21 protein-coding genes are annotated in these 22680 nt (G+C 68.9%); 9 read left to right on the top strand and 12 right to left on the bottom strand.

Going from position 1 to position 22680, the window contains the following annotated elements:
• Position 1 precedes the first annotated feature (1 nt).
• Positions 2-877 (bottom strand): glucose-1-phosphate thymidylyltransferase RfbA, encoded by an 876-nt coding sequence (gene rfbA / locus WKC72_RS01555; RefSeq protein WP_112301606.1) that lies wholly within the window; start codon positions 875-877, stop codon positions 2-4.
• A 63-nt stretch (positions 878-940) separates the two neighbouring features.
• Between rfbA and rfbB the strand changes: the two genes are divergently transcribed.
• A complete protein-coding gene (gene rfbB / locus WKC72_RS01550) occupies positions 941-1945 on the top strand; it encodes a dTDP-glucose 4,6-dehydratase (protein WP_370181544.1) in 1005 nt (334 codons plus the stop codon).
• On the opposite strand, the gene WKC72_RS01545 is transcribed toward rfbB, so the two are convergent.
• The 3 genes from WKC72_RS01545 to WKC72_RS01535 all read right to left on the bottom strand — a co-directional run bounded on the left by WKC72_RS01545 (position 1935) and on the right by WKC72_RS01535 (position 4518).
• Positions 1935-2726 carry a class I SAM-dependent methyltransferase gene (locus tag WKC72_RS01545; RefSeq protein ID WP_370181543.1) on the bottom strand — a complete coding sequence of 264 codons (792 nt, stop codon included), beginning with the start codon at positions 2724-2726 and terminating at the stop codon, positions 1935-1937. The genes rfbB and WKC72_RS01545 overlap by 11 nt on opposite strands.
• A 10-nt stretch (positions 2727-2736) precedes the next feature.
• On the bottom strand, positions 2737-3729 hold the full coding sequence (locus tag WKC72_RS01540) for a YbhN family protein (protein WP_370181542.1): 993 nt from the start codon (positions 3727-3729) through the stop codon (positions 2737-2739).
• 69 nt (positions 3730-3798) lie between these two features.
• On the bottom strand, positions 3799-4518 hold the full coding sequence (locus WKC72_RS01535; RefSeq protein ID WP_037228137.1) for a DapH/DapD/GlmU-related protein: 720 nt from the start codon (positions 4516-4518) through the stop codon (positions 3799-3801).
• A gap of 104 nt (positions 4519-4622) precedes the next feature.
• Here WKC72_RS01535 and WKC72_RS01530 point away from each other — a divergent pair, with 104 nt between their 5' ends.
• On the top strand, positions 4623-5723 hold the full coding sequence (locus WKC72_RS01530; RefSeq protein WP_370181541.1) for a DegT/DnrJ/EryC1/StrS family aminotransferase: 1101 nt from the start codon (positions 4623-4625) through the stop codon (positions 5721-5723).
• Positions 5723-6688: a Gfo/Idh/MocA family protein gene (locus WKC72_RS01525; protein ID WP_037228131.1), complete on the top strand. Its 966-nt coding sequence runs from the start codon at positions 5723-5725 to the stop codon at positions 6686-6688. Before WKC72_RS01530 ends, WKC72_RS01525 begins: the two co-directional genes overlap by 1 nt.
• Here the strand turns inward: WKC72_RS01525 and WKC72_RS01520 are convergent.
• A complete protein-coding gene (locus WKC72_RS01520) occupies positions 6678-7634 on the bottom strand; it encodes an NAD(P)/FAD-dependent oxidoreductase (RefSeq protein ID WP_112301611.1) in 957 nt (318 codons plus the stop codon). The genes WKC72_RS01525 and WKC72_RS01520 overlap by 11 nt on opposite strands.
• Positions 7635-7728: 94 nt before the next feature.
• Here WKC72_RS01520 and WKC72_RS01515 point away from each other — a divergent pair, with 94 nt between their 5' ends.
• Together WKC72_RS01515 and WKC72_RS01510 are read left to right on the top strand one after the other, a co-directional pair.
• A complete protein-coding gene (locus WKC72_RS01515; RefSeq protein ID WP_200887745.1) occupies positions 7729-8343 on the top strand; it encodes a helix-turn-helix domain-containing protein in 615 nt (204 codons plus the stop codon).
• 61 nt (positions 8344-8404) lie between these two features.
• Positions 8405-9256, top strand: a complete 852-nt coding sequence (locus WKC72_RS01510) for an SGNH/GDSL hydrolase family protein (RefSeq protein WP_112301612.1) — start codon at positions 8405-8407, stop codon at positions 9254-9256.
• On the opposite strand, the gene WKC72_RS01505 is transcribed toward WKC72_RS01510, so the two are convergent.
• Complete coding sequence (locus tag WKC72_RS01505) at positions 9228-11444, bottom strand: YfhO family protein (RefSeq protein ID WP_245973381.1); 2217 nt, start codon at positions 11442-11444, stop codon at positions 9228-9230. The two genes, WKC72_RS01510 and WKC72_RS01505, sit on opposite strands and share 29 nt — an antisense overlap.
• A 49-nt stretch (positions 11445-11493) precedes the next feature.
• Between WKC72_RS01505 and WKC72_RS01500 the strand changes: the two genes are divergently transcribed.
• From WKC72_RS01500 to WKC72_RS01490, 3 genes are all read left to right on the top strand, one after another.
• Positions 11494-12297, top strand: coding sequence for a glycosyltransferase (locus WKC72_RS01500; RefSeq protein ID WP_112301614.1), 804 nt, complete (start codon positions 11494-11496; stop codon positions 12295-12297).
• 81 nt (positions 12298-12378) lie between these two features.
• Positions 12379-14268 carry a glycosyltransferase gene (locus WKC72_RS01495; protein WP_370181540.1) on the top strand — a complete coding sequence of 630 codons (1890 nt, stop codon included), beginning with the start codon at positions 12379-12381 and terminating at the stop codon, positions 14266-14268.
• Positions 14265-15788 carry a mannosyltransferase gene (locus WKC72_RS01490; RefSeq protein WP_370181539.1) on the top strand — a complete coding sequence of 508 codons (1524 nt, stop codon included), beginning with the start codon at positions 14265-14267 and terminating at the stop codon, positions 15786-15788. Before WKC72_RS01495 ends, WKC72_RS01490 begins: the two co-directional genes overlap by 4 nt.
• Here WKC72_RS01490 and WKC72_RS01485 read toward each other — a convergent pair.
• The 6 genes from WKC72_RS01485 to WKC72_RS01460 all read right to left on the bottom strand — a co-directional run bounded on the left by WKC72_RS01485 (position 15760) and on the right by WKC72_RS01460 (position 21264).
• Positions 15760-16635: a class I SAM-dependent methyltransferase gene (locus tag WKC72_RS01485; RefSeq protein WP_370181538.1), complete on the bottom strand. Its 876-nt coding sequence runs from the start codon at positions 16633-16635 to the stop codon at positions 15760-15762. The two genes, WKC72_RS01490 and WKC72_RS01485, sit on opposite strands and share 29 nt — an antisense overlap.
• 66 nt (positions 16636-16701) lie before the next feature.
• Positions 16702-17784: a ribosome small subunit-dependent GTPase A gene (gene rsgA / locus WKC72_RS01480; protein ID WP_370181537.1), complete on the bottom strand. Its 1083-nt coding sequence runs from the start codon at positions 17782-17784 to the stop codon at positions 16702-16704.
• A gap of 157 nt (positions 17785-17941) precedes the next feature.
• On the bottom strand, positions 17942-18853 hold the full coding sequence (locus tag WKC72_RS01475) for a glycosyltransferase (protein ID WP_037228110.1): 912 nt from the start codon (positions 18851-18853) through the stop codon (positions 17942-17944).
• Positions 18850-19746, bottom strand: coding sequence for an ABC transporter ATP-binding protein (locus WKC72_RS01470; protein WP_037228108.1), 897 nt, complete (start codon positions 19744-19746; stop codon positions 18850-18852). The genes WKC72_RS01475 and WKC72_RS01470 overlap by 4 nt, the downstream gene beginning before the upstream one ends.
• 12 nt (positions 19747-19758) lie before the next feature.
• Entirely contained in the window at positions 19759-20631 is an 873-nt protein-coding gene (locus WKC72_RS01465) for an ABC transporter permease (protein ID WP_370181536.1), read from the bottom strand.
• A 48-nt stretch (positions 20632-20679) separates the two neighbouring features.
• Positions 20680-21264: a bacterial proteasome activator family protein gene (locus WKC72_RS01460; RefSeq protein WP_370181535.1), complete on the bottom strand. Its 585-nt coding sequence runs from the start codon at positions 21262-21264 to the stop codon at positions 20680-20682.
• A gap of 133 nt (positions 21265-21397) precedes the next feature.
• Between WKC72_RS01460 and WKC72_RS01455 the strand changes: the two genes are divergently transcribed.
• Complete coding sequence (locus WKC72_RS01455; RefSeq protein ID WP_025431672.1) at positions 21398-22600, top strand: cysteine desulfurase-like protein; 1203 nt, start codon at positions 21398-21400, stop codon at positions 22598-22600.
• Positions 22601-22680 lie beyond the last annotated feature (80 nt).

The raw sequence follows: 22680 nt of genomic DNA, 5'->3' as shown, positions 1-22680 counted from the left end.
GTCACCAGTCCTTGCCGCGCTCGAGCAGTTCGAGGAGATAGTCGCCGTACCCCGACTTGCCGAGAGTTTCGGCGCGGGCACACAATTCGGCGTCGGTGATGAACCCGCGGCGCCACGCGACCTCTTCCGGGACGCCGATCTTCAGCCCCTGCCGATGTTCGAGCGTGCGCACGAAGTTCGACGCCTCGAGCAGTGAATCCACGGTGCCGGTGTCGAGCCACGCGGTTCCGCGGGGAAGCACCTCGACCTGCAGCCGTCCGGCCTGCAGGTACGCCTGGTTGACGTCGGTGATCTCGTACTCGCCGCGGTCCGACGGCTTCAGGTCGCGCGCGATCGAGACGACGTCGTTGTCGTAGAAGTACAGCCCGGGGATCGAGAAGTTCGACTTCGGGGTGGCGGGCTTCTCCTCGATCGACATGGCTCGGCCCGTGTCGTCGAATTCGACCACACCGTAGGAGCTGGGATCGGACACCCAGTAGGCGAACACGGCGCCGCCGTCGATGTTCTCGAAGCGGTTCAGCCGGGAACCGAGGCCGGGGCCGTAGAAGATGTTGTCGCCGAGCACGAGGGACACGGACTCGCCGCCGATGTGGTCGGCGCCGAGCACGAACGCCTGCGCCAGGCCGTTCGGTTCCTCCTGCACCTTGTACGTGAGGTTCACCCCGAACTGGGAGCCGTCGCCGAGGAGCCGTCGGAACTGCTCGGCGTCATGCGGGGTGGTGATGACGAGGATGTCCCGGATGTTGGCCAGCATCAGGGTGGAGAGCGGGTAGTAGATCATCGGCTTGTCGTAGACCGGGACCAGTTGCTTGCTCACTCCGAGAGTGATCGGGTGCAACCGGGACCCGGTGCCGCCTGCCAGGATGATTCCGCGCATGTGCGCAGTGTTCCAGTGTTCGCGTCGGATAGAAACTCGGGAGCGCCACTAGGGTGGGTGCACATGAGGCTTCTCGTGACAGGCGGCGCCGGGTTCATCGGTGCGAACTTCGTGCACCAGACGGTGGCCGAGCGGCCGGACGTGCAGGTGACGGTGCTCGACGCGCTGACGTACGCCGGCAACTTGCGGTCGCTCGACCCGGTGGCCGACCGCATCGAGTTCGTGCACGGCGACGTGGCGGATTTCGCGCTGGTGGATCGTCTGGTCGCGGACTCGGACGCGGTCGTCCACTTCGCCGCCGAATCGCACAACGACAATTCGCTGGCCGACCCGACGCCGTTCGTGCAGACGAACGTGATGGGCACGTTCTCGTTGTTGCAGGCCGTCCGCGCCCACGACGTCCGGTATCACCACATCTCCACCGACGAGGTGTACGGCGACCTCGAACTGGACGACCCCGAGCGCTTCACCGAGTCGACCCCGTACAACCCGTCGAGCCCGTACTCGGCCACCAAGGCGTCCAGCGACCTGCTGGTGCGGGCGTGGGCGCGGTCGTTCGGGGTGCGGGCCACCCTGTCGAACTGTTCCAACAACTACGGCCCGTACCAGCACGTCGAGAAGTTCATTCCGCGCCAGATCACCAACCTGATCGACGGGGTGCGCCCCCGCCTGTACGGCAGCGGGAAGAACGTGCGCGACTGGATCCACGTCGACGACCACAACGCGGCCGTCTGGACGATCCTGGAGAAGGGGAGTCTCGGTCAGACGTATCTGATCGGCGCGGACGGCGAGGTCGACAACCGGACCGTCGTCGGTACGTTGCTCGAGCTGTTCGGCCGCGACGCCGGCGACCTCGACTTCGTCACCGACCGCCCGGGCCACGACCTGCGCTACGCGATCGATTCGACGCGGCTGCGCACCGAACTGGGCTGGGCGCCGCAGTACAAGGATTTCCGCACCGGGCTCGAGGCCACGGTGCGGTGGTACCGCGACAACGAATCGTGGTGGCGGGCGCAGAAGGAATCCGCGGAGAAGGCGTACGCGGCCACGGAATCCGTCATCGGCTGACGGTTCCGCGGAACGCCCACGCTCTCGCCGTCAGCGCGATGCGGCCTGCCTCATCGCGGCCCAGTCGGGCATCGAGCAGGTCCCGGAGCTCGTCCCGGCGCCCGGCGGGCAGGGACATGCAGTATCCGGGCGCGGGCCCTTGGCCGCCCAGAAACGGCCGCCAGAAATCGTCGAAGTCGGCGAACACGGTGGGAACGTCGAGAGGGTGCACCTCCACCCCGATCAGCCCCGCCGTGGACAGTGCATCTCGGAGAGGCTGCGGCCGGCAGAGCGGGAAGCGGACGCCCTCGTCGAGGTCCGCGGCGGCCTCGTCGAGTTCGCGCGCGGCGTCCCAGAACGCGCGAATCATCTGCATTCCGTCGGCGTAGTCCCACACGTACCCGGCGACCGTCCCGCCGGCCCGCGTGACTCGGCGCATCTCGGCGAGCCCCTCGTGGGGGCGGGGAACGAAATTGAGAACCAGCCCGGACACCACCCGGTCGAACTCGCCGTCCTCGGCGGGGACGGATTCGGCGGTGCCCGACCGGACCTCGAAACGCGGATCGTCCGTCGCGGCGCGAGCCGACGCCGCGAAGGGCTGCGACGGTTCGACTCCGACCACCCGCGCCGGATCCGCCGTGCGGAGAACGGTGTGGGCGAGGGCGCCGGTCCCGCAACCCACGTCGCACCACGCACAGCCCGGGCCGGCGGCCAGCCACCGCAGGAACAGCGACGCGACCAGCCGGCTCCAGCGGCCGATGTAGAGCTCGTACGCGGGATCGATCTCCCAGGCGTCCGTCATCGCGGTCTCCTCAGGACGGCTGCGGTACCCGCGAATCCTCGTGGACGAGGGCGTTGCGCAGCGAACGCGAACCGGCGATCGCGGCGACGAAGCCGGCGAGCACCTCGCACAGCGTGAACACCAGGCGTGACGCCAGAGCCAGCCCGAGAGCGACCCCGCTGTCCATGAACGGGGACAGCGCCGCGACGACGACGGCCTCGCGGACCCCGATGCCGGACGGCGCGACGACCACCAGCACACCGGCGCACATGCCGAGGGCGATCGCGCCGATGCACTGCACCAGGGTGCCCGCCTCGAATCCCGCCGAGCTCGACGCGAGGAACCAGAGATGCACGCCGTAGAGGACCCAGCTGACGGCGCACCAGCCGAGGGCCCGCCCGATCTTGTGCATGGTCAGTTGCCGCTGCAGCGGGGCGCGCCGCAGGATCCGCAGGGCCAGGTTCACCAGCCGGGTGAGGACCGGTGGATAGCAGCAGACGAGAGCGATCGGGACGAGAACGATCACCGCGACCGCCGCGACCGTGCTGATATGGAACAGGGCCGGCAGCGCCAGCAGCCCGACGACCAGCGCCGATGTGATGCTCAGCCCGACGGTGACGAGGACGGCGACGAATCCGTTGGCCCGCGACACCCCGGCCCGGCGCACGAGCTCGGTCTGGAGGACGAACGCCCACACGCTGCCCGGCAGATACTTGCCGAGCTGACCGACCAGGTAGCAGCGGGCGGCGTCGAAGGCGGGAATCGGGTGTTCGAGGGCCCCGAGCGCGTGCTGCCACGCGCGCACCGCCGCGCCCATGCCGAGGAAGACGAATACCGCGGAGATGGCGAGCGCCCACCAGTCCAGCTGGGTGATCGTGTCCCTGACCTCGGCCCACTGCGATTTCACGGCGAACACGATGGCGACGACGATCGCGAGGGTGACGAGGATCCGCAGCGCGTTCATCAGGACGGCGCGACCGCCACGGTCCGGGACGATCTCGGGATCGGCGTCCACGAGAGCCACCCCCTCACCGGCAGTGCGCTGCGGCGGTGCAGCGTTCGTTTCCGACGATAGCAATCGGAGGGCGCCGGATCAGGAAACGAGCGGTTTCGCCGCCAGTTCCCGCCACCAGGCGAACGCGTCGGCGAGTGAGTTCGGGAGTTCCGCGTCGGCGTCGAGCCGCCCCGAGGCGTACAGCGTCGCCACGGCCGCGATGTCGCGGTCGGCGATCCCGGCGCGGCTCATGCCCACCCGGTTGGTGCCGCGCAGGGCGGCGGGGTTGCCGAACACCGTGGCGAACGGCGGAATGTCCTTGGCGACGACCGATCCCATCCCGACCATTGCGCGCGCACCGATCACCCGCCGCTGATGCACCACCGCGCTCATGCCGAGATTGACACCGTCGCCGAGGGTCACGTGGCCGCCGAGAGTGCTGGACGGCGAGAGGACGCAGTCTTCGCCGATCCGGACGTCGTGCTCGACGGACGTGTGGTTCATGACGAATCCGCCGCGGCCGATGGTCGTCGGCCGCTCCGCGCCCTGCTGGACGGCGCTCATCTCCCGGATGACCGTGCCCGCGCCGATCACGACACCCTGATGCGGACTGACCTCCGTCCACGTGCGGGGATGCGTCTTCCCGATCCACTCCGGCGGCGCCCCGAGCGTCGCGTGGGCGCCGATCCAGCAGTCGTCGCCGATGTCGAGCGGGCCGGTGAGGACGGCATACGGTCCGATGCTCACCCGGTCCCCGACGGTGACGCCGTCGCCTATCACGACGGTCGGGTGGATCTCGCAGTTTTCACCGATGGTCATGAAAGTTGGCGATTCCTTCCAGGAGCCGTGCAGACCGTGGGAACCTTCAAGTGGGTGCAATCTGTGAAGACGGTGTGAACGCACGTCAATCTATCGGAGGAACCGTGATCGCGATCTCGAGTATCTCTTTCGGAGAGGACGTCGAGCGCGAGGTTCTCGACACCCTGCGATCCGGGATGGTCGCGCAGGGACCGAAGGTCGCGAGGTTCGAGGAGGGGTTCGCCGAACTCGTCGGCACCCGGCACGCCGTGGCCGTCAACAGTGGCACCACCGCGCTGATCGCGGCACTGCGGGTGCTGGATCTCCGGCCGGGCGACGAGGTGCTCACCACCCCCTTCACGTTCGTGGCCACACTCAACGCGATCCTCGACTCCGGCGCGACGGCACGATTCGCGGACATCGGGGAGACCGATTTCGCGCTCGACCCCGACGTCGTGGCGCAGTGCGTGAACGACCGCACCCGGGTGCTGATGCCGGTGCATCTGTACGGGCAGACCGCGGACATGGGTGCGCTGATGCCGCTGGCCGAGTCCCGGGGACTGGCCGTCGTCGAGGACGCCGCGCAGGCGCACGGTGCCACGTTCGACGGCAAGGGTGCGGGCAGTTTCGGGCTCGGCTGCTTCTCGTTCTATGCCACCAAGAATCTCACCACCGCCGAGGGCGGCATGGTCACGACGGACGACGACGCGGTGGCCGACCGGGTGCGGGTGCTGCGGAATCAGGGCATGCGACGCCGCTACGAGTACGAGATGGCGGGCCAGAATTTCCGGATGACGGATCTTCAGGCCAGTCTCGGGTTGCCGCAGCTGGGTTCCTATCTGCAACAGGTGGAGTCGCGCCGGCGCAATGCCGAGGCGCTGCGGACCGGTCTGAAGGACGTCGAAGGTCTCGTTCTGCCTTCGGAACTCGCGGGCCGCGGGCACGTGTGGCACCAGTTCACCGTGATCCTCGCACCCGATGCGCCGATCGACCGCGACACCCTCGCGCAGCGTCTGGGCGATCGGGAAGTCGGCAGCGGTGTCTACTACCCGAGAACCGTCTACGACTACGACTGCTACCGCGAGCATCCCCGGGTGATCGCGTCGCCGACGCCCATCGCGACATCCGTGGCCCGCCGGTGCCTGAGCATTCCCGTCCATGCCGCGCTCTCCACCGACGACGTCGACCGGATCGTCGCCGCGGTCCGCGAGGCGATGGAGGCGTGATGACGTCCACGCGACCGCGGATCGCGCTCGTCGGATCCGGCCGGATGGGTTCGCTGCACGCCCGCGTCCTCGCGCAGTCGCCGCTGTGTGACCTCGCCCTGCTCGTGGAACCGCGTGAGGAACACGGGCGGGAGGTCGCCGCACGGTTCGACACCGCATGGGCTGCGGATTTCGACGAGTTGGACGGCATCGACGCCGCCGTCGTCGCGGCGGCGACACCCGCCCACTACGAGTTGGCCGGCCGCGTCCTCGACCTCGGCAAGCCGCTGCTCGTCGAAAAGCCGCTCGCCGCAACGTACGAGGAGAGCACGGATCTGGTGAAACGCGCCGCCGCGACGGGTGTCCCGCTGATGTGCGGCCTGCTCGAGCGGTTCAACCCGGCGGTCCGGACGGCACGTGAATTCGCCGGTGACGTGTGGCAGGTCAACGGAATCCGGCACTCGCCGTTCGTCTCCCGCATCCCCACCGGCGTCGCGACCGACCTGCTGATCCACGACGTCGACCTCGCGATCGGTTTCGTCGGATCACCGCCGGTCGGTGTGAAGGCCGAGTTCGGGTACTTCCACGACAGTTCGCGGCGGAACGAGGCCGAGGACTGTGCGGAGGCGGTGTTGCGATTCGAATCCGGTGCGGTGGCCACCATCTCGGCCAGCCGGGTGAGTCAGCGGAAGGTCCGGCAGTTGTCGCTGCTGGAGCCGGACCGCCTGATCGAGATCGACCTCCTGCGCCGTGACATCACCATCTACCGGCACATCGACGACGACCTGCCCGCCGACCGCGACGGCTACAAGCAGCAGACGGTGATCGAGATCCCCACCCTCCGCTACAGCGACGAACCCCTCGCCGCCCAGCTCGCGCATTACGTCGGGCTGATCGGCGGCGAGGGGGACGCCGACGCGGAGCGTGACTCGATCCTGCCCGCGCACCGCGTGGTCCACGAGGCGACGGTGTCGGCTACCGGCTGAGCGCTCCGGCGACCGCCAGGCGGGTGTCTTCCGCGACGAGGTCGGCGTTGAGGGCTGCCGCAGCGCTCAGGCCGGCTCCGGCGGCGACGATCACCTGCGCTTTCGGGTCGGCGACGTTACCGGCCACCCACACCCCCGGAACCGCGGTGGCGCCGGTCGCGTCGGAGGCGACGGCGGTGCCGATCACGTGTCCGGCCATCTCCATCTCGGTGGTGTCCAGGCCGAGGCTCGTGAGGAAGTCGGCGCGGGCCCTGAACAGGGGCGGGACCACCACGGCGGTGAGTGGGAAGACCTGACCTGTGCGCAGCCGCACACCGGTCAGCCGGTCACCCTGCACCTCTAGTCCGGCCACACCGCCGTCGATCACGGCGATCCCGCGTGCGGCGAGCTGCTCGTACTCCTCGCCGGTCGGTTCGTTCGCGTCGTCGAGGAACAACGTCACATCCTCGGTCCACTGACGCCACATCAGCGCCTGGTGCACCGCCGGCGGACTGCCGGCCAGGACGCCGACCGGCTGGTCGCGAACCTCCCAGCCGTGGCAGTACGGGCAGTGCAGGACGTCGCGTCCCCATCGCTCGGCCACCCCGGGGATGTCGGGGAGCACGTCGACGAGGCCGGTGGTCACCAGCAGTCTCCGCGCCCGTACGGTCGCGCCGTCGGCGAGCGTCACCCGGAATTCGCCGTCCCCGACCTTGTCGGCGGACGTGACGGTGCCGGTCACGATCTCGCCGCCGTACTCGGCGACCTCCTCGCGTCCGATGGCCAGTAGTTCACCGGGAGGGGTGCCCTCGCGGCCGAGGTAGTTGTGAATGTGCCCGGCCGGCGCGTTGCGCGGGGAGCCGGCGTCGATCACGAGCACCGATCGCCGTGCTCGCGACAGGGCCAGTGCCCCGCCGAGTCCGGCTGCGCCACCGCCGACGACCACTACGTCGTAACTGTCTTTCATCGCGTTCTCCTTCGCTCGTCGACCTCGTGATGTCCACTGTCCGGGGAGACCGCGAAACTGGCAAGTATGTTTGCCGCTGTGGCAACATGGTGGTGTGAACGACGACGTACCCGATCTGGACGGCGTCCTCGATGCCGTGGGACCGCGGCTGAAAGCTCTCCGACAGGAGCGCGGGGCGACCCTCGCCCAGCTCTCCGAGTCCACCGGGATCTCGGTGAGCACCCTGTCGCGGCTCGAGTCCAGCCAGCGCAAACCCACGCTCGAGCTGATGCTCCTGCTGGCCCGCGCCCATCAGCTGCCCCTGGACGAACTCGTCGACGCACCCGCCACCGGCGACCCCCGCGTTCATCTGCGGCCCCTCGAGCGCAACGGCACGACGATCATCCCGCTGACCCGCAGGCCCGGCGGGATCCAGGCGTTCAAGCACGTGATCCCGCCGGGTGACCCGAACGTCGTCCCGAACCTGCAGGTCCACGAGGGCTACGAATGGCTGTACGTGCTGTCCGGCCGGCTGCGACTGCTGCTCGGCGAACACGATGTGATCCTGACGCCGGGGGAGGTTGCGGAGTTCGACACCCACGTCCCGCACTGGTTCGGCAACCCCGGACCGCAACCGGTGGAGATCCTCAGCCTGTTCGGTCCTCAGGGCGAGCGGGCGCACGTCCGCACGGTCCCGCGGGGAACGGCAGCCGAGCGCGACCGTCGGTAGAATTCGTCCGGACCGGTGACGAGCGCTCCCTCCGAGGCGCAGGACGTGATGGGGAGGCCCCGTGCGACGCTGGATTCTCGGTGTTCCCGTAGCGGTCGTGATTCCGCTCCTCGCCGGGTGTTCCGCGACTGTGGCACCGCCCGTGGCGCAACCGCAGCCACAATCGCCGCCCGCAGGCGCGACTCTCGTGGGCCTGGGGGATTCCATCCCGGCCGGTGACGGATGCCCCGGCTGCACGCCGTTCGTGGAACTGTTCGGCGATCAGCTGTCCGGCGACGACGCGCTGCCCGTCCAGGTCGCCAACCTGGGTGTCGGGGGCTGGACCAGCACCGACCTGCTCGACTCCCTCGAACCCGGCGCATACGACGCCGACGCCGTGCGCGACGCCGACCTCGTCACCGTCACGATCGGCGCCAACGACTTCTACGCCGAACTCGACGACTACCTGGACGGCGACTGCGGCGGCGACGACGGGCTCGGCTGCTTCGAGCCGGTGCTCCCGGAGCTGCAGACCACGCTGACGTCCGTGCTCGACCGCATCGCCGAACTGCGCGCCGGACAGCCGACCGCGGTGCTGGTCACCGGGTACTGGGACGTCTTCCCGGACGGCGACGTGGCCCGCGAGCTGTACGGACCGCAGTTCCTCCGGGACAGTGCCGCGCTGACGCTGCGCGCCAACGACGTCATCTCGGAGGTCGCGGGCGCGGAGGGCGCCACGTACGTCGACCTGTTCAGCACGTTCAAGGGAACGTGGGGCGACGGCGACCCCACCGGACTGCTGGCCGACGACGGCGACCACCCCAACCAGATCGGCCACCAGCTGATCGCCGACGCGTTGTCGTCCGCGGCGGTCGCGGGATCCGGCTCCACCGAGGCGTCGGCGTTCACGTCGTCCGAGTGGTCGCCGCGCTGAGCTTGCGCCTGCGCACCACCGCATCGACGACGGACAGGATCAGCACCACGACCGTCGCGGCACCGAACGCCGCGACGGACAGGTTCTGCCGCGGCGGCCGGAACGTGACGACCAGTTCGTGGTCACCCGGCGGCACCGGCACCTCGAGCAGGCCGTGCCACCCCGCGGTCGCGTCCACCGGCTCGCCGTCGACGGTGGCGGAGTAGCCGGGCCACGCGAGGCGCGCGAACGAGACGGTCCCGCCGCTGCCCGCAACCCGCACGGTCTCCGTCGCCGCGCTCGTGTCGGACGAGAGCACCCGGACACCCTCGGACGCGAACGACACGCGTCCGGGCAGGGGCAGCGGCCGGTCACGCTGCAGCACCGTCCGGGAGTCGCTGCGTTCGGTGACGTGCCAGCCGGGCGGGGGCGGCGCCGTCGCGACCTCGGGCACGAGCCCGTGCTCCACCACGAGCGTCGACACTCGCAGGTAGTCGATCAGCGGGATCGGGATGTCCGCGTTCACCGGCTGCCAGAGCGCCCCGTACACCCCGGGGCAGACGGCGCCGCGGTAGTCCATGCACAGGGCTTCCTGGAACTCGGTGAACCCGATGCCGGTGTAGGCATTGACGCTGCCCTCCGCGGACGACGCCATGATCTCGTTGCCGAACAGGATCCGGCCTGCGGTGACGTCCTCGTGGGAGGTGTCGTCCAGATCGGCGAGTTGCAGCACGGTGCCCTGGTAGCGGTCCGTCTGCGCGGACAGCACCGTCGTACTCGCCGGGTCGACACGGCTGCCGCGCTCGACGTCGCGGGTGAGGGACCACACCTGCGCGGCGGTCACCACCACGGTCCCCAGGACCAGGGCGGCGACGAGAGCATTCGGGCCCCGAGTGCGCCAGGCGGTGTATGCCAGCATGCACAGCGCCGCGACGAGCAGCGCGAACAGTGTGTGCCGCAGAGTCAGGGCCGGTGAGGACGCGAACGCCAGGTAGAAGCCCAGCGCGATCAGCACCGCCGACGCCGTCGCCCGGTGACGCACCCGGTCGCGGGCGATCCCCAGCGACAGCGCGAGCGACAAACCGATCACCACGCACAGGTACAGGTATTCGACCAGCCGGATCGGCCACCGGAACATCCCGACGTTCGACGGTCCGAACGTGAAGAGGAAGTAGACGACCGCGATCACGACCAGGCTGATCAGCGGCCGCCCGTGCGCGCGACGGAACCCCGCGGACGCGAACAGCGCGCGGATGCGGCCCCACGGCAGCCACGGCAGCAGCGGCAGCACGAACCACGCGAGGTAGAGCGACGGGATCACCTCGACGGGACCCCCGAACGTCATGATCACGGGGAGGTACGACGGGCTGCTCATTCCCGCGGGACCGCCGATCTGCGGCTGCAGGAACGTGTCGTTGAAGATGCCGGTGCTGCCGGCGCGGGTGGTGACGTCGACGCTGAGGAACAGCGGCAGATACGTCACCAGCGCGGCGGTGCCTGCGCATGCGCCGGTGATCACCAGCACGAGCAACCGGAAGAACTGCCGCGCGACGAGCAGGCCGATCCCGATGCCCAGGAGAACGACCACGGCGCCCAGCGCGGCGTACGGGTTGCCCATGCTCACCGTCAGTGCACCGATCACGAACGTGACCATCGGATTCGTGCGACCGCGGGAGAGGCGGAGCGCCGACCACCAGAACAGCGTCACCCACGCGACGGCCATCATCCCGGACGGCCAGCCCGCCGCCTCGTAGAACAGGGTGAAACCGCTGAACGGAATCGTCAGTCCGGCGAGGATCGCGGGACCACGCCGGGCACCGTATTCGCGGCACAGCAGGTACGTGGCGAGGGCGAACAGTGCGAGGAACTCGGCCATGACCACGAACGCCGCGACGGACAGGTTCTCGAATGTCGCGGCCAGGATGTAGTTGGCCAGGTTGACGGGGTTGTAGAGACCGTACGCGGCCTCGCCCGCGTAATTTCCGCCGATCCAGGCGTCGGGATTGACGGTGAGCCACCGCCCGGCCAGGAGTTCCGTGCCGATCCGGTGCCAGGACGGCACGAACGATTCCAGCATGTCGCCGCCGTAGTAGAAGCGGTCGTACACGATCCGGGGAACCGTCGCGATGGCCGCGGCAGTCACCGCGACCGCGAGTGCCACCACCCACTCGGGGACCCCGCGTATCGATCGGGTGAACGTCGAAGACACGGACGCGGAGGGTGCCACGGACTCCGAGCCTACGAGTTAGGCTGCGCCCGTGCGCCTTTTCGGTTGTTCCCACGACCAGAAAGACGCACGTGCGCCGAAGGCGCTGTCCGTCGTCATCCCGGCCTACAATTCCGCCGCCGTCATCGAGCACACCGTGCACCGGGTGGCCGAACGACTGGCCGGCCACGACGTCGAGATCATCGTCGTGGAGAACGGATCCACCGACGGCACCATGGACATCTGCACCCGACTCGCCGCGGACTGGACGCCCGGACCCGTGTCGCTCACCGTCCTGCGGAGCGAGAAGGGAATGGGCAATGCGTTGCGGACGGGAGCGGCGGCGAGTCGCGGCGCGCACGTGCTGCTGACCGCCGACGACCTGCCGTTCGGGTTCGACGATCTCGACGGCGCCGAGAAGCTCGCCGCCGGCCACGACGGCCGGCTACCCGAAGTCGTGATCGGTTCGAAGGCCCACCCCGACTCGCAGGTGCGGCGCGGCGCCCTCCGGGGAACCCTGACGTGGGGTTTCGCCGCGCTGCGCCGCGTGATTCTCGGGATGCGCACCGGCGACCCCCAGGGCACCGTCCTGATGGACGGCGACCTGATGCGGGGACTGGTTCCCGGCCTCGTCGAGCCCGGGTTCCTGTTCACCACCGAACTCGTCTACCTCGCGGAGCGGGCGGGCATCGTGCCGGTGGAGGTCCCGGTGCGTCTGAGCGACGATCACGACAGCCACGAAACCCGCATATCCAGGGCCGATGTGCTCGCCATGGGGATGGGACTGTTCCGGCTGCGGGCCCGTCACCGGGACGGAGGTCGCCTCGCATGGTCAGGGAGCGCGTCGCGAGGTTGATACCCTGCGAACCGAGAAGAGGATCGTGCCGTCGCCGTGGCGCGGTCCAGCCCACCTCTCGCGGGGAACAGTAGGAGCACTATGAACGAGTCTGCGTCGGTAGCACCTGTGGACGGGAGCACGGCCGCGGTACGGAGTGTTCTCACCGAGCATCGCGCACCCGACCGCCTCGTGGTGGCGCGAGGTCTCTTCACGGGACCGACCACCCGGGTCAAGGACGATCTGTACGCCAGGATCGTCAAGGGCCGCGCCCACCGCGAGCGCTACGTCGTGCACCTCGAAAAGGGCGCGACGGTCGACACCGACACCTACTTCGGCCGGTTCGCGGCCAGCTACTACCAGCGCTGGACCACGGTCACCGACGTGACCGTCGGGTTCCACCACGAGGCCGACGGTCGCGCCGTGGTGGCGCTGCGCGGCTCCGATTCAGGCGGCAACTCCCGCATCCTCGCGACGACGGAGATCGACGGCTCGGGCACGGCGACGCTGTCCGCGAAGCTCGACGCCTACCTGGACGGCGGCTCCCTGTGGGTGGAGTTCACCGCCGTCGACGGCCCCCTCGCGGTGACCGACCTGGAGTGGACCGTCGCCGCGCCGTCGGTGATCCGTCCCGCCGCGATCGCGATCTGCACGTTCAACCGCGCCGACGACTGCGCCGAGACCGTCGCCGCCATCGCGAACGACCCGACGATGGCGTCCGGCATCGACGCCGTGTACGTGGTCGACCAGGGCAGCGACCACGTGTCGGACCGGGAGAGGTTCACCGAGGTCGCCGAGATCCTGGGCGACAAACTCGTCTATCTGCGACAGCCGAACCTCGGCGGGGCCGGCGGATTCACCCGCGGCATGTACGAGGTGTCGGGCATCAACGAGCACGCCAACCTGATCCTGATGGACGACGACATCCTGTGCGAGCCGGAGTCGATCCTGCGGATGAACGCCTTCGCCAACGTCACCACCGAGCCGACACTGGTCGGCGCGCAGATGCTGTACCTGATGAACCCGGAGCACCTGCACGTCAGCGCCGAGGAAGCGGACTTGTCGAAGCTGAAGGCGGGCCGCTGGGCGGCCGGGTCGCGGCACGACATCAACCTGCTCAAGAAGAAGCAGCACAAGCGCGTCGACGCCGGCTACAACGCGTGGTGGTCGTGCCTGATCCCCGCGGAGGTCGTCGCGCAGATCGGGCTCCCGCTGCCGATGTTCTTCCAGTGGGACGACATCGAGTACGGCATCCGCGCCCGCGCCGCCGGATTCGTCACGGTCACCCTGCCCAACGCCGGTGTGTGGCATGCGGACTTCCACTGGAAGGACCGCGACGACTGGGCCAAGTACTTCAGCATCCGCAACTCGCTGATCGCCGCCGCGCTGCACAGTGACTTCGACGCCAAGTCGCTGAGCAAGATGATGACGCGGGAGATCACCCAGTACCTGGTGTCGATGCAGTACGGGTTGGCGTACACCATGATCCGCGGTATCGAGGACTTCCTCGAGGGCCCGAAGGTGCTCGAGGACGGCGGACAGGCCGTGCTGGCGTCGATCCGGGAGGAGCGCAAGCGGTTCCCCGAAACCGTCAAGCACCCCGCGTCGAACATTCCCGGTGTGCGTAACTCCGACCTCGTCACCCGGTATGCCGGTTTCGAGCCGGACAAGAGCAAGATCGACCTCGTCCTCGCCAAGCGGGCCGCATACCAGTGGCTCGGCCGCACGCAGCACGGGGTCGCGAGTATTCCTGTGGCCGAGGCGCACTGGTGGCACGTGTCGCTGTTCGACACCGCCGTCATCACCGACGCCTCCCAGTCCGGGGTGCGGGTACGCCGCCGCGACAAGGAGACGGCCCGTGAGCTCACCGCCCGGACCGCGAAGCTGATGAAGCGGTTCCGCGACCACGCGGCGTCGACGCAGCGTCAGTACCGGGACGCGTTGCCGCAGCTCACCAGCCGGGAGAACTGGGCTCGCCTGTACGGGAAGTGACGTCGGCCGGACCGGTGCAGGCCCGTGATGTGCGTGGGCTGCTCCGGGATTCGTTCCTCGTCTTCGCTGTCGGTGTGGTGCTCGGCGCGGCGTGGAGTTGGCGTCCGTCGTTCTGGTACGACGAGGTCGCGACGCTGTATTCGAGTCAGCGATCCCGGCCCGACCTGTCGAATCTGCTCGGCCACATCGACGCCGTGCACGGGCTGTACTACGTCGGGATGCACTACTGGTTCGCGACGTTCGGTGCCTCGGAGTTCTCGGCGCGGTTCCCGAGCGCCCTGGCCGCGGGTGCGGCGGGCGCAGGGGTGGTGGTGCTCGGTGCGCTGATCTCGACCCGGCGGGTGGCGGTGCTGTCCGGGATCCTGTTCGTGATCCTGCCCAGCGTCACGTGGGCTGCCGCGGAGGCCCGCGGGTACGCGGCCACGGCGGCGGCCGCGGTCTGGCTGACCGTGATTCTCCTTGCAGCACTGAGGTTCCGGCGCTGGTGGCTGTGGGCGCTGTACGCCGCCGGCCTGGCGGTGTCGATCGTGTTGTTCGTCTACCTGATCACCCTCGTTCCCGCGCACCTGCTGACGATCCTGCTGCTGCGCGAGGCCCGGCGGTCCTGGCTCGGGTGGGCGTCGGCCACGGCGGCGGGGACGGTGGCCGCGGCGCCGTTCGTGGCGCTGGTGCGCCGGGAATCGGTCCAGGTGGCGTGGATCCCGCCGCTCGACGGCCACCTGCCGCGGGCCGTCGCCGAGTACCAGTGGTTCGTCGGCGCACCGTGGTTCGCGGCGCTGTTCGCCCTCCTGGTGGTGGCCGGGTTCGTGGCGCTGCTGCGCGGTCACCGCCTGCCCCCGGTGCTGTCCGTCGCGCTGCCGTGGATCGCGGTGCCGATGGCGGCGCTGCTCGCCTATTCGCTGCTGCGCAGCCCGGTGTATCTCCCGCGGTACTTCACGTTCACGACGCCGGCGGTGGCTCTCGTCGGCGGACTCTGCCTGGCCGCCCTGACCCGGCAGTGGTGGCAGTCCGCGGCGGTGCTGGCGGTGTTCGCGGTGGCCGCGTCGCCGAGTTACCTCGAACAGCGCGAGCAGTGGGCCAAACCCAGCGGCATGGACTTCAGCACCGTCAACGGTTTCGCCGGGGAGCACCTCCGCCCCGGCGACTGCGTGCTGTTCGACAAGCCGGCCTGGAACCCCACGTCGCTGCGGCTCGTGAAGAACGTGCGGCCGGAGGCATTCGACGGCACCCGCGACATCGGGCTCGGGACCACGGCCGCGAGCCGGGGGTCGCTGTGGGACGACGAACTCGCCGTCCCGGACCTCGCGGGCCCGCTCGGCTCGTGCACCGTGGTCTGGTTCTTCACCGACTACGAACGCGACACCGAGCGCGTCATCCGGCACACGTCCAACGAGGTGTGGACGCTGCCGCCGTATCACTTCGAGGACACCGAGGCGTTCGCCGCGCTCGCGCGGTCCGGACTGCGGATCGACGAACGCGCGACGTTCAACGTCACGCAGGCGGTGAAGCTGGTGCGGTGATCCGCACGACCACCTGCTCGTGGTTCGCGGTGTAGCTCAGGTACTCGAAGCCGACGCCGGTGCGGTCGACGAACTCCGTCCACGCCCGGTACTCGTGCTCCTGCCAGCCCGGGAAGTTGAAGAACTCGTCGAACACGATCACCGTGCCCGCGATCAGCCGGCGTTCGAGCCGGTCGAGCACCGCCTTCGTCGACGAGTACAGGTCGGCATCGAGGTGCACGAACGACACCGGTCCCGGGTGCGTATCGAGGAAGCCCGACAATGTGTCCTCGAAGAGTCCGGGCACCAACTGCGCGCCCCGCACCTGCGGCAGTTTCTCCTGCGCGAACTCCCCGGCGGGGAATCCGGTGCGCCACGTCTGCGGCAGACCGGAGAACACGTCGAACCCGAACACCTCGTGCTCGGCGTCCTTCAACTGTTCGACGATGATCCGGAGCGTCGTGCCCGACGCCACCCCGAACTCGAGGGCCAGCCCGTCCACCTCCACCTGTGACAGGCCGTAGCGCAGCGTGTCCTGCGGATTCCAGAACACGGGCGCCTTCGGCATGTGTTCGAGCACGAACGCCGCGGCCTCGTTCGTGGCCCGCACGTCCAGCGCCTGCGTGATGTCGCGGCGTGCCTGCTGCTCGAGTTCGCCGAGCCGCTGCTGGACGTCGGAGATCTCCATGCGGGCATCGGACAGCTCGGACAGCACCCGGGCGAGTTCCTGATTGGTCGCGCTCAGCTCCGCCAGGGTCTGGTCGTGCTGGTTCTCGGTGAGCTCGCGGGACCGGCGGTCCGATTCGGACACCACCTCGGACACGGCACGTTGAAGCTTGAGACGGGCCTTTCTCCGAAGATCGAACATATACCCATGTTGCCAGTCCGCATCCCGGCTCACCGCTCGAACCGGGATGCGGGTCGCACGCCCGTGTCAGTGACCGCGGCTGCGGTACATCTGCCGTTGCCAGCGGGCGATGCTCTTCCACTCGCGTTCGCGCTCGGCTCGCAGCCTCGCGTCGGTGCGCGACGCGATCCACCCGTTCTCGCGAATCAGCTTGCGGTAGCTCGCAAGTCTGCGCTCGGGCAGTTCGCCGCGCTCCACCGCGTCGAGCACCGCGCAGCCGGGTTCCGTCCCGTGCGAGCAGTCCGCGAACCGGCACTGCGCCGCGAGTTCCTCGATCTCGGGAAACGTCTTGTCGATGCCGTCGGCGGCGTCCCACATGCCGACACCCCGCAGTCCCGGCGTGTCGATCAGGGCGCCTCCGTGGGGCAGCGGCAGGAGTTCACGGTGCGCCGTCGTGTGGCGTCCCTTGTGATCGCCCTCGCGGACGCGTCCGGTGGCGAGCACGTCTTCGCCGAGCAGCGCGTTCGCGAGCGTCGACTTGCCCGCGCCGGACGGTCCGATCAGGGCGACCGTCCCGTCGATCACGGCGGTGAGGACGTCGATGCCGTCGCCGGTGTCGGCGCTCACCGCGAGCACGGTCGCACCCGGCGCCACCGCCGCCACTTCCGTGGTCGCGTGGGAAATATCTTGCACGGTATCGGATTTGGTGAGTGCGACCACCGGCTGGGCGCCGCTCTCCCACGCCAGGGCCAGCAGGCGTTCGATGCGTCCGAGATCGAGGTCGGTGTCGAGTGCGGCGGCGATCACCACCGTGTCGACGTTGGCCGCGAGGAGCTGGCCCTCCGACCGGCCGGACGCGGACGACCGGACGATCGCGCTGCGCCGGGGGAGCAGGTCGGCGACGGCGATCTCGTCGCCGTGACGGTGGACCGTCACCCAGTCGCCGGTGCAGAGCGTGTGCTCGCCTGCGAGTGCGCGGACGACGCCGGCGGGCGCGGCGACGTCGCAGCGACCGCGGTCCACGCGGATCACCCGCCCTGGCTCGCGACCGTCGGCCGGGTAGTTGTCGAAGGTGTCGGAAAGTGTGTCGTTCCAGCCGTAGGGCAGGAGTAGTCCAGGGTCGAACATGGTGGGTGTGATCCTCGGGTCGATGAGCGCCGACCGGACCACTGCGCGGGTTCGGTCAGGCGAGGGGGAAGGGGGAGTGGACGCACACGGCGTCGACCGACGAGACAGTCATCGGACACTCACTCCTTCGCGACACATCGAGATTCTCAGACCGGAACCCCACGATGCTCCCACCGGGCGGAACCCGGGCGCAACCGAATTACGGGCGCTCGAACCGCTCCTGACGGCCCAGCTTCCGCAACCGCATCCACTCCCGCAGACCCTGCGGATCCCGTCGCGTGACGAGGAAATACCAGCCGAACCGCACCCACTCCTGCGGCAGCAGCTTCCGCATGCCCGGCTGGGACAGCAGATAGCCGCGGTTGCGGTACGTGAAGAACCGTTTCGTCTCGTTGTCCGGGTACTGCGTGTGCATCCGGCCGCCGAGGATCGGCTTGAACTCCTCCGCGCCGTTCGGGTGCACGTACGCCGTCTGCAGGCAGGTGCCGAACGGCAGCCCCGACCGCACCAGCCGGCGATGCACCTCCACCTCGTCGCCCCGGACGAACAGACGCAGGTCGGGAACGCCGACCGTGTCGATCGCCGACGCGCGGAACAGCGCGCCGTTGAACAGCGACGCGATGCCCGGCAGCAGGTCGGCCGAATCGTCGCCGTCGGCGAACAGCTCGGAGCGCAGCCGTCGCCACTCCACACCGCGGCGCAGTGGGAACGCGAGACGGTCGGGGTCGTCGATGTCGCAGACCACGGGGGAGACCTCGGCCAGCCCGTGCCGCTGCGCGCAGTCGAGCAGCGTCTCCAGGACCTTCGGTCCCTCGGGGCGGCCGTCGTCGTCGGCGAGCCACACCCAGTCGGCGCCGAGCGAGAGGGCGTACAGGATTCCCAGCGCGAAGCCGCCGGCCCCGCCCAGATTGTGCTGCGAACCGAGGTAGCTGGTGGGGATCCCGGACGATTCGACGAGTTCACGCACGTCGTCCTCGGCGGCGTTGTCCACGACCACCAGGTGGTCCAGCGGACGTGTCTGCGAGCCGAGGACCTTCAGCGATTCCGCCAGCAGTTCGCGGCGCTTGTGGGTGACGACGACACCGACGATCCGCTCGGCAGCAGCGCTCACGCGGACTCCGCCTCGGCTTCCGCGGCCGTGCGAACGGGACGCTCGTTCGATCTGTCGCTACGGGCGTCCCGTTCGGCCGAAGCGGTGAGCCCCGACTTCTCGCGGTCCAACTCGTAGATGACGTGGCGGACGTGGTCGGCGGCGTCGTCACCCTCGTACGCGCGGACGACGTCCTCGATGCCGCCCTGCTGCCGGATCCGACCGTGGTCGATCCACATGGCCGTGTCGCAGAGCTGGGCGAGGAACTCGTTGGAGTGGCTGGCGAACACCAGGATGCCGGACCGCTCCACCAGCGCCTGCAGACGCACGCGCGCCTTCTTCATGAACTCCGCGTCGACGGCGCCGATACCTTCGTCGAGCAGCAGGATCTCCGGGTCGATGCTGGTGACCACGCCCATCGCGACGCGCACGCGCATACCGGTGGAGTACGTGCGCAGCGGCATCGACAGGTACTCGCCCAGCTCGGTGAACTCGGCGATCTCGTCCATCTTCGCGAGCATCTGCTTGCGGGTCTGCCCGAGGAACAGTCCGCGGATGATGATGTTCTCGTAGCCGGAGATCTCGGGGTCCATGCCCACACCGAGGTCGAAGACGGGGGCCACGCGGCCGCGGATGCTCGCGCTGCCGCGGGTCGGTTCGTAGATGCCGGACAGCAGCCGCAGCAGCGTCGACTTGCCGGCGCCGTTGTGGCCGACCAGGCCGATCCGGTCGCCTTCCTTCAGCGACAGATTGATGTCGCGCAGGGCCTCGACGACCACGACGTCCGAGTTGTTGCGCCCGATCGACCCGCCGGCCTTGCCGAGGAACGCCTTCTTCAGCGACCGGGATTTGGCGTCGAAGATCGGGAAGTCGACGCAGGCATCCCGCGTCTCGATACTCACATGCTCTGTCATTGCTTCAGACCCCTAAACCCAGTAGGGCACACGGGCCCGGTACTTGCGAAGCGCGAGGATGGCAGCAGCCCACCCGAAGACGGTGATGGTCAGCACGATGTACCAGTGGTACGCCTGCTGGTCCTGCCCGATCATGGGCGCGCGCACGATGTCGAGGTAGTGGAACAGCGGGTTCAGCTCGGCGAGCTTGACGCGCTCGGCGGCCTGCCCGCCCTGCGCCTCGAGGCTCTGCGTCGTCCACATGATCGGTGTCAGCACGAACAGCAGCAGCGTCATGCTGCCGAGGATCGGCGCGATGTCCCGGTACCGGGTGGAGAAGATGCCGAACATGATCGACACCCACGCCGCGTTGACGACGATCAGCGCGATCGCGGGGATCGCGGCCAGCGACATCCAGGTCAGGTGCCGCCACACCCCGAACGCGAACAGCATGATCACGTAGATCACCAGGTTGTGGGCGAACAGCAGCAGCTGCCGCCACACCAGCCGGTAGACGTGGACGCTCAGCGCCGACGGCAGCTGTTTGATCAGCCCCTCGTTGGCGATGAACACCTCGGAGCCCTCGAGGATGCTCGCGCTGATCAGGTTCCAGACGATCAGACCCACGGTGACGTACGGCAGGAACTCGTCCAGCGGGATGTCGAGCAGGGCGGAGTACAGGATGCCCATCGCCGCGGCCTGCACGCCGGTCGCGATCGTGATCCAGAACGGGCCGATCACCGACCGCCGGTAACGCTGCTTGATGTCCTGCCAGCCGAGGCTCAGCCACAGCTCGCGCTGAGCGAAGCCGTCCCTGAGGTCCTTGAACGCGCGACGGAAGGTCTGCGAATCGGACGCCGGGAGCGGGCCGCCTGCGGCCTCGGTTTCGATAGCGGATGCTGACACGGGCACCGAGCCTACCGGGAGTCGAGTTCCATGCTGTTTCGCCCGTTGCTACAGGTACTGGCCGGTACCACTCGATTGCGACCCCGGATCGTGATTGTGCGCCCCGTGCGGGTTGCCCATGCTGATGCCCGGAGGCAGTGCTCCCTGACGCATCTGCTCGAGCTGGGAGCGGGCCGCCATCTGCTGGGCGAACAGGGCCGTCTGGATGCCGTGGAACAGTCCTTCGAGCCACCCCACCAGCTGCGCCTGCGCGATGCGGAGTTCGGCGTCGGTCGGGACGGTGTCGTCGGTGAAGGGCAGGGTGAGGCGCTCGAGTTCGTCGCGCAGCTCGGGGGCGAGGCCCTGTTCGAGCTCGTGGATCGACGACTTGTGGATCTCCTTCAACCGGTTGCGGCTGGCATCGTCGAGCGGTGCCGCGCGCACCTCCTCGAGGAGCTGCTTGATCATGGTTCCGATGCGCATGACCTTGGCCGGCTGCTCCACCATGTCGGCCACCGACTCCGTGCCGTTCCCGATCCCGTCCCCGCCGGCTGCGGGGCCCTCGGGCTTGCTCGCGGCCTCGGCGACGGGGATGGCCATGGGCTGACCGTCGGGGCCGATCACGACGACGTGTTCATTCTCCGAGTTCGTCATGCCTCCATCTTGTCTGTTCCCGCTCGGCGGTGCGAAGGTGCGTCCGATTTGAGCCGTTTCCATCTTTGTTGCACTTCGCAACAATCGATGGCTGGCTTCGACCGTATTGACTTGGGGTCTTAGAGTGTCGGGCATGGCTTACGACGTTGCCCGCGTTCGGGGACTCATCCCCTCACTCGGCGACGGTTGGATCCATCTCGATCCGCAGGCCGGCATGCAGATTCCGGACGCGGTGTCGCGCACTGTCTCCACGGCCTTCCGGGCGTCTGCCTCTTCGTCGACCGGGCGACATGTGTCCAGCCGGCGCAGTGCGGCGGTACTCGATGCGGCCCGAGCAGCCGTCGCCGACCTGGTCGGAGGCGATCCCGCCGGGGTCGTCCTCGGACCCGACCGATCCGTTCTCCTCGCCTGGCTGGCGGAGTCGCTGAGCACGCGACTCGGCCTCGGAACCGGGCTGGTGCTCTCCCGCCTCGACGAGGAAGCGAACGTCGCGCCCTGGCTGAGAGTCGCCAGCCGCTACGGCGCCCAGGTGCGGTGGGCGGAGGTCGAGATCGAGACGTGCGAACTCCCCAGCTGGCAGTTCCAGGACCTCATCACGACCACGACGCGTCTCGTCGCACTCACCGCCGCATCCCCGATCGTCGGCTCGGCGCCCGACGTCCGCGTCGCCTCGGACCGCGTCCACGAAGTCGGTGGTCTGATGGTCGTCGACGCGATCGGCGCCGCCCCCTACGCGCACGTCGACATCAACGAACTCGGAGCGGACGTCGTCGCCGTGGGCGCCACCTCCTGGGGCGGACCGCAGGTCGGGGCACTCGTCTTCCGCGACCCCACCCTCCTCGACCGCATCCCCGCCGTGTCGCTCAACCCGTATGCGCGGGGTGTCGAACGTCTCGAGGTCGGGGTACACCAGTTCGCGCTCCTCGCCGGCCTCACCACGTCGATCGACTTCCTCGCGAACCTCGACGAGTCGGCCACCGGTTCCCGCCGCCAGAAGCTCGAGGCGTCCATCAGTTCGCTGCAGAACTACCAGGACACCCTGTTCGACCACCTCATGTCGTCGCTGAAGCGGCTACCGCAGGTCATGGTCATCGGGCGCTCGCCCAGCCGGGTTCCGACGCTCAGCTTCACCGTCGCCGGAGTCTCGGCCGACAAGGTCGCATCGCATCTCGCCGACAAGCGCATCGCCACCGTCAGCGGCGTCCACGGCGGCTCCCGGCTGCTCGACGCACTCGGCGTCAACGACGAGGGCGGCGCCGTCACCATCGGTCTCGCGCCGTACACCACCCGCTACGAGATCGACCAGCTCGTGAACGAGCTCGCCACCCTGGGCTGACCTGCCGCCTTCTTTGCCCGCTGTGCCCGCCGCCCCGCGGCGCCCAATGTGACATTCGTTTCGTTGGAGTGGACGAATGT

The organism is Rhodococcus wratislaviensis, from assembly GCF_041228765.1.
GTDB lineage: Bacteria > Actinomycetota > Actinomycetes > Mycobacteriales > Mycobacteriaceae > Rhodococcus_F > Rhodococcus_F wratislaviensis.
This window is presented reverse-complemented; position numbering and strand designations above follow the sequence as displayed.

Coding starts and splice junctions, on each gene's coding strand:
- rfbA (WP_112301606.1), bottom strand. CDS start 877: ATGCGCGGAATCATCCTGGCAGGCGGCACCGGGTCCCGGTTGCACCCG.
- rfbB (WP_370181544.1), top strand. CDS start 941: ATGAGGCTTCTCGTGACAGGCGGCGCCGGGTTCATCGGTGCGAACTTC.
- WKC72_RS01545 (WP_370181543.1), bottom strand. CDS start 2,726: ATGACGGACGCCTGGGAGATCGATCCCGCGTACGAGCTCTACATCGGC.
- WKC72_RS01535 (WP_037228137.1), bottom strand. CDS start 4,518: ATGACCATCGGTGAAAACTGCGAGATCCACCCGACCGTCGTGATAGGC.
- WKC72_RS01525 (WP_037228131.1), top strand. CDS start 5,723: ATGACGTCCACGCGACCGCGGATCGCGCTCGTCGGATCCGGCCGGATG.
- WKC72_RS01520 (WP_112301611.1), bottom strand. CDS start 7,634: ATGAAAGACAGTTACGACGTAGTGGTCGTCGGCGGTGGCGCAGCCGGA.
- WKC72_RS01495 (WP_370181540.1), top strand. CDS start 12,379: ATGAACGAGTCTGCGTCGGTAGCACCTGTGGACGGGAGCACGGCCGCG.
- WKC72_RS01485 (WP_370181538.1), bottom strand. CDS start 16,635: ATGTTCGATCTTCGGAGAAAGGCCCGTCTCAAGCTTCAACGTGCCGTG.
- WKC72_RS01470 (WP_037228108.1), bottom strand. CDS start 19,746: ATGACAGAGCATGTGAGTATCGAGACGCGGGATGCCTGCGTCGACTTC.
- WKC72_RS01460 (WP_370181535.1), bottom strand. CDS start 21,264: ATGACGAACTCGGAGAATGAACACGTCGTCGTGATCGGCCCCGACGGT.
- WKC72_RS01455 (WP_025431672.1), top strand. CDS start 21,398: ATGGCTTACGACGTTGCCCGCGTTCGGGGACTCATCCCCTCACTCGGC.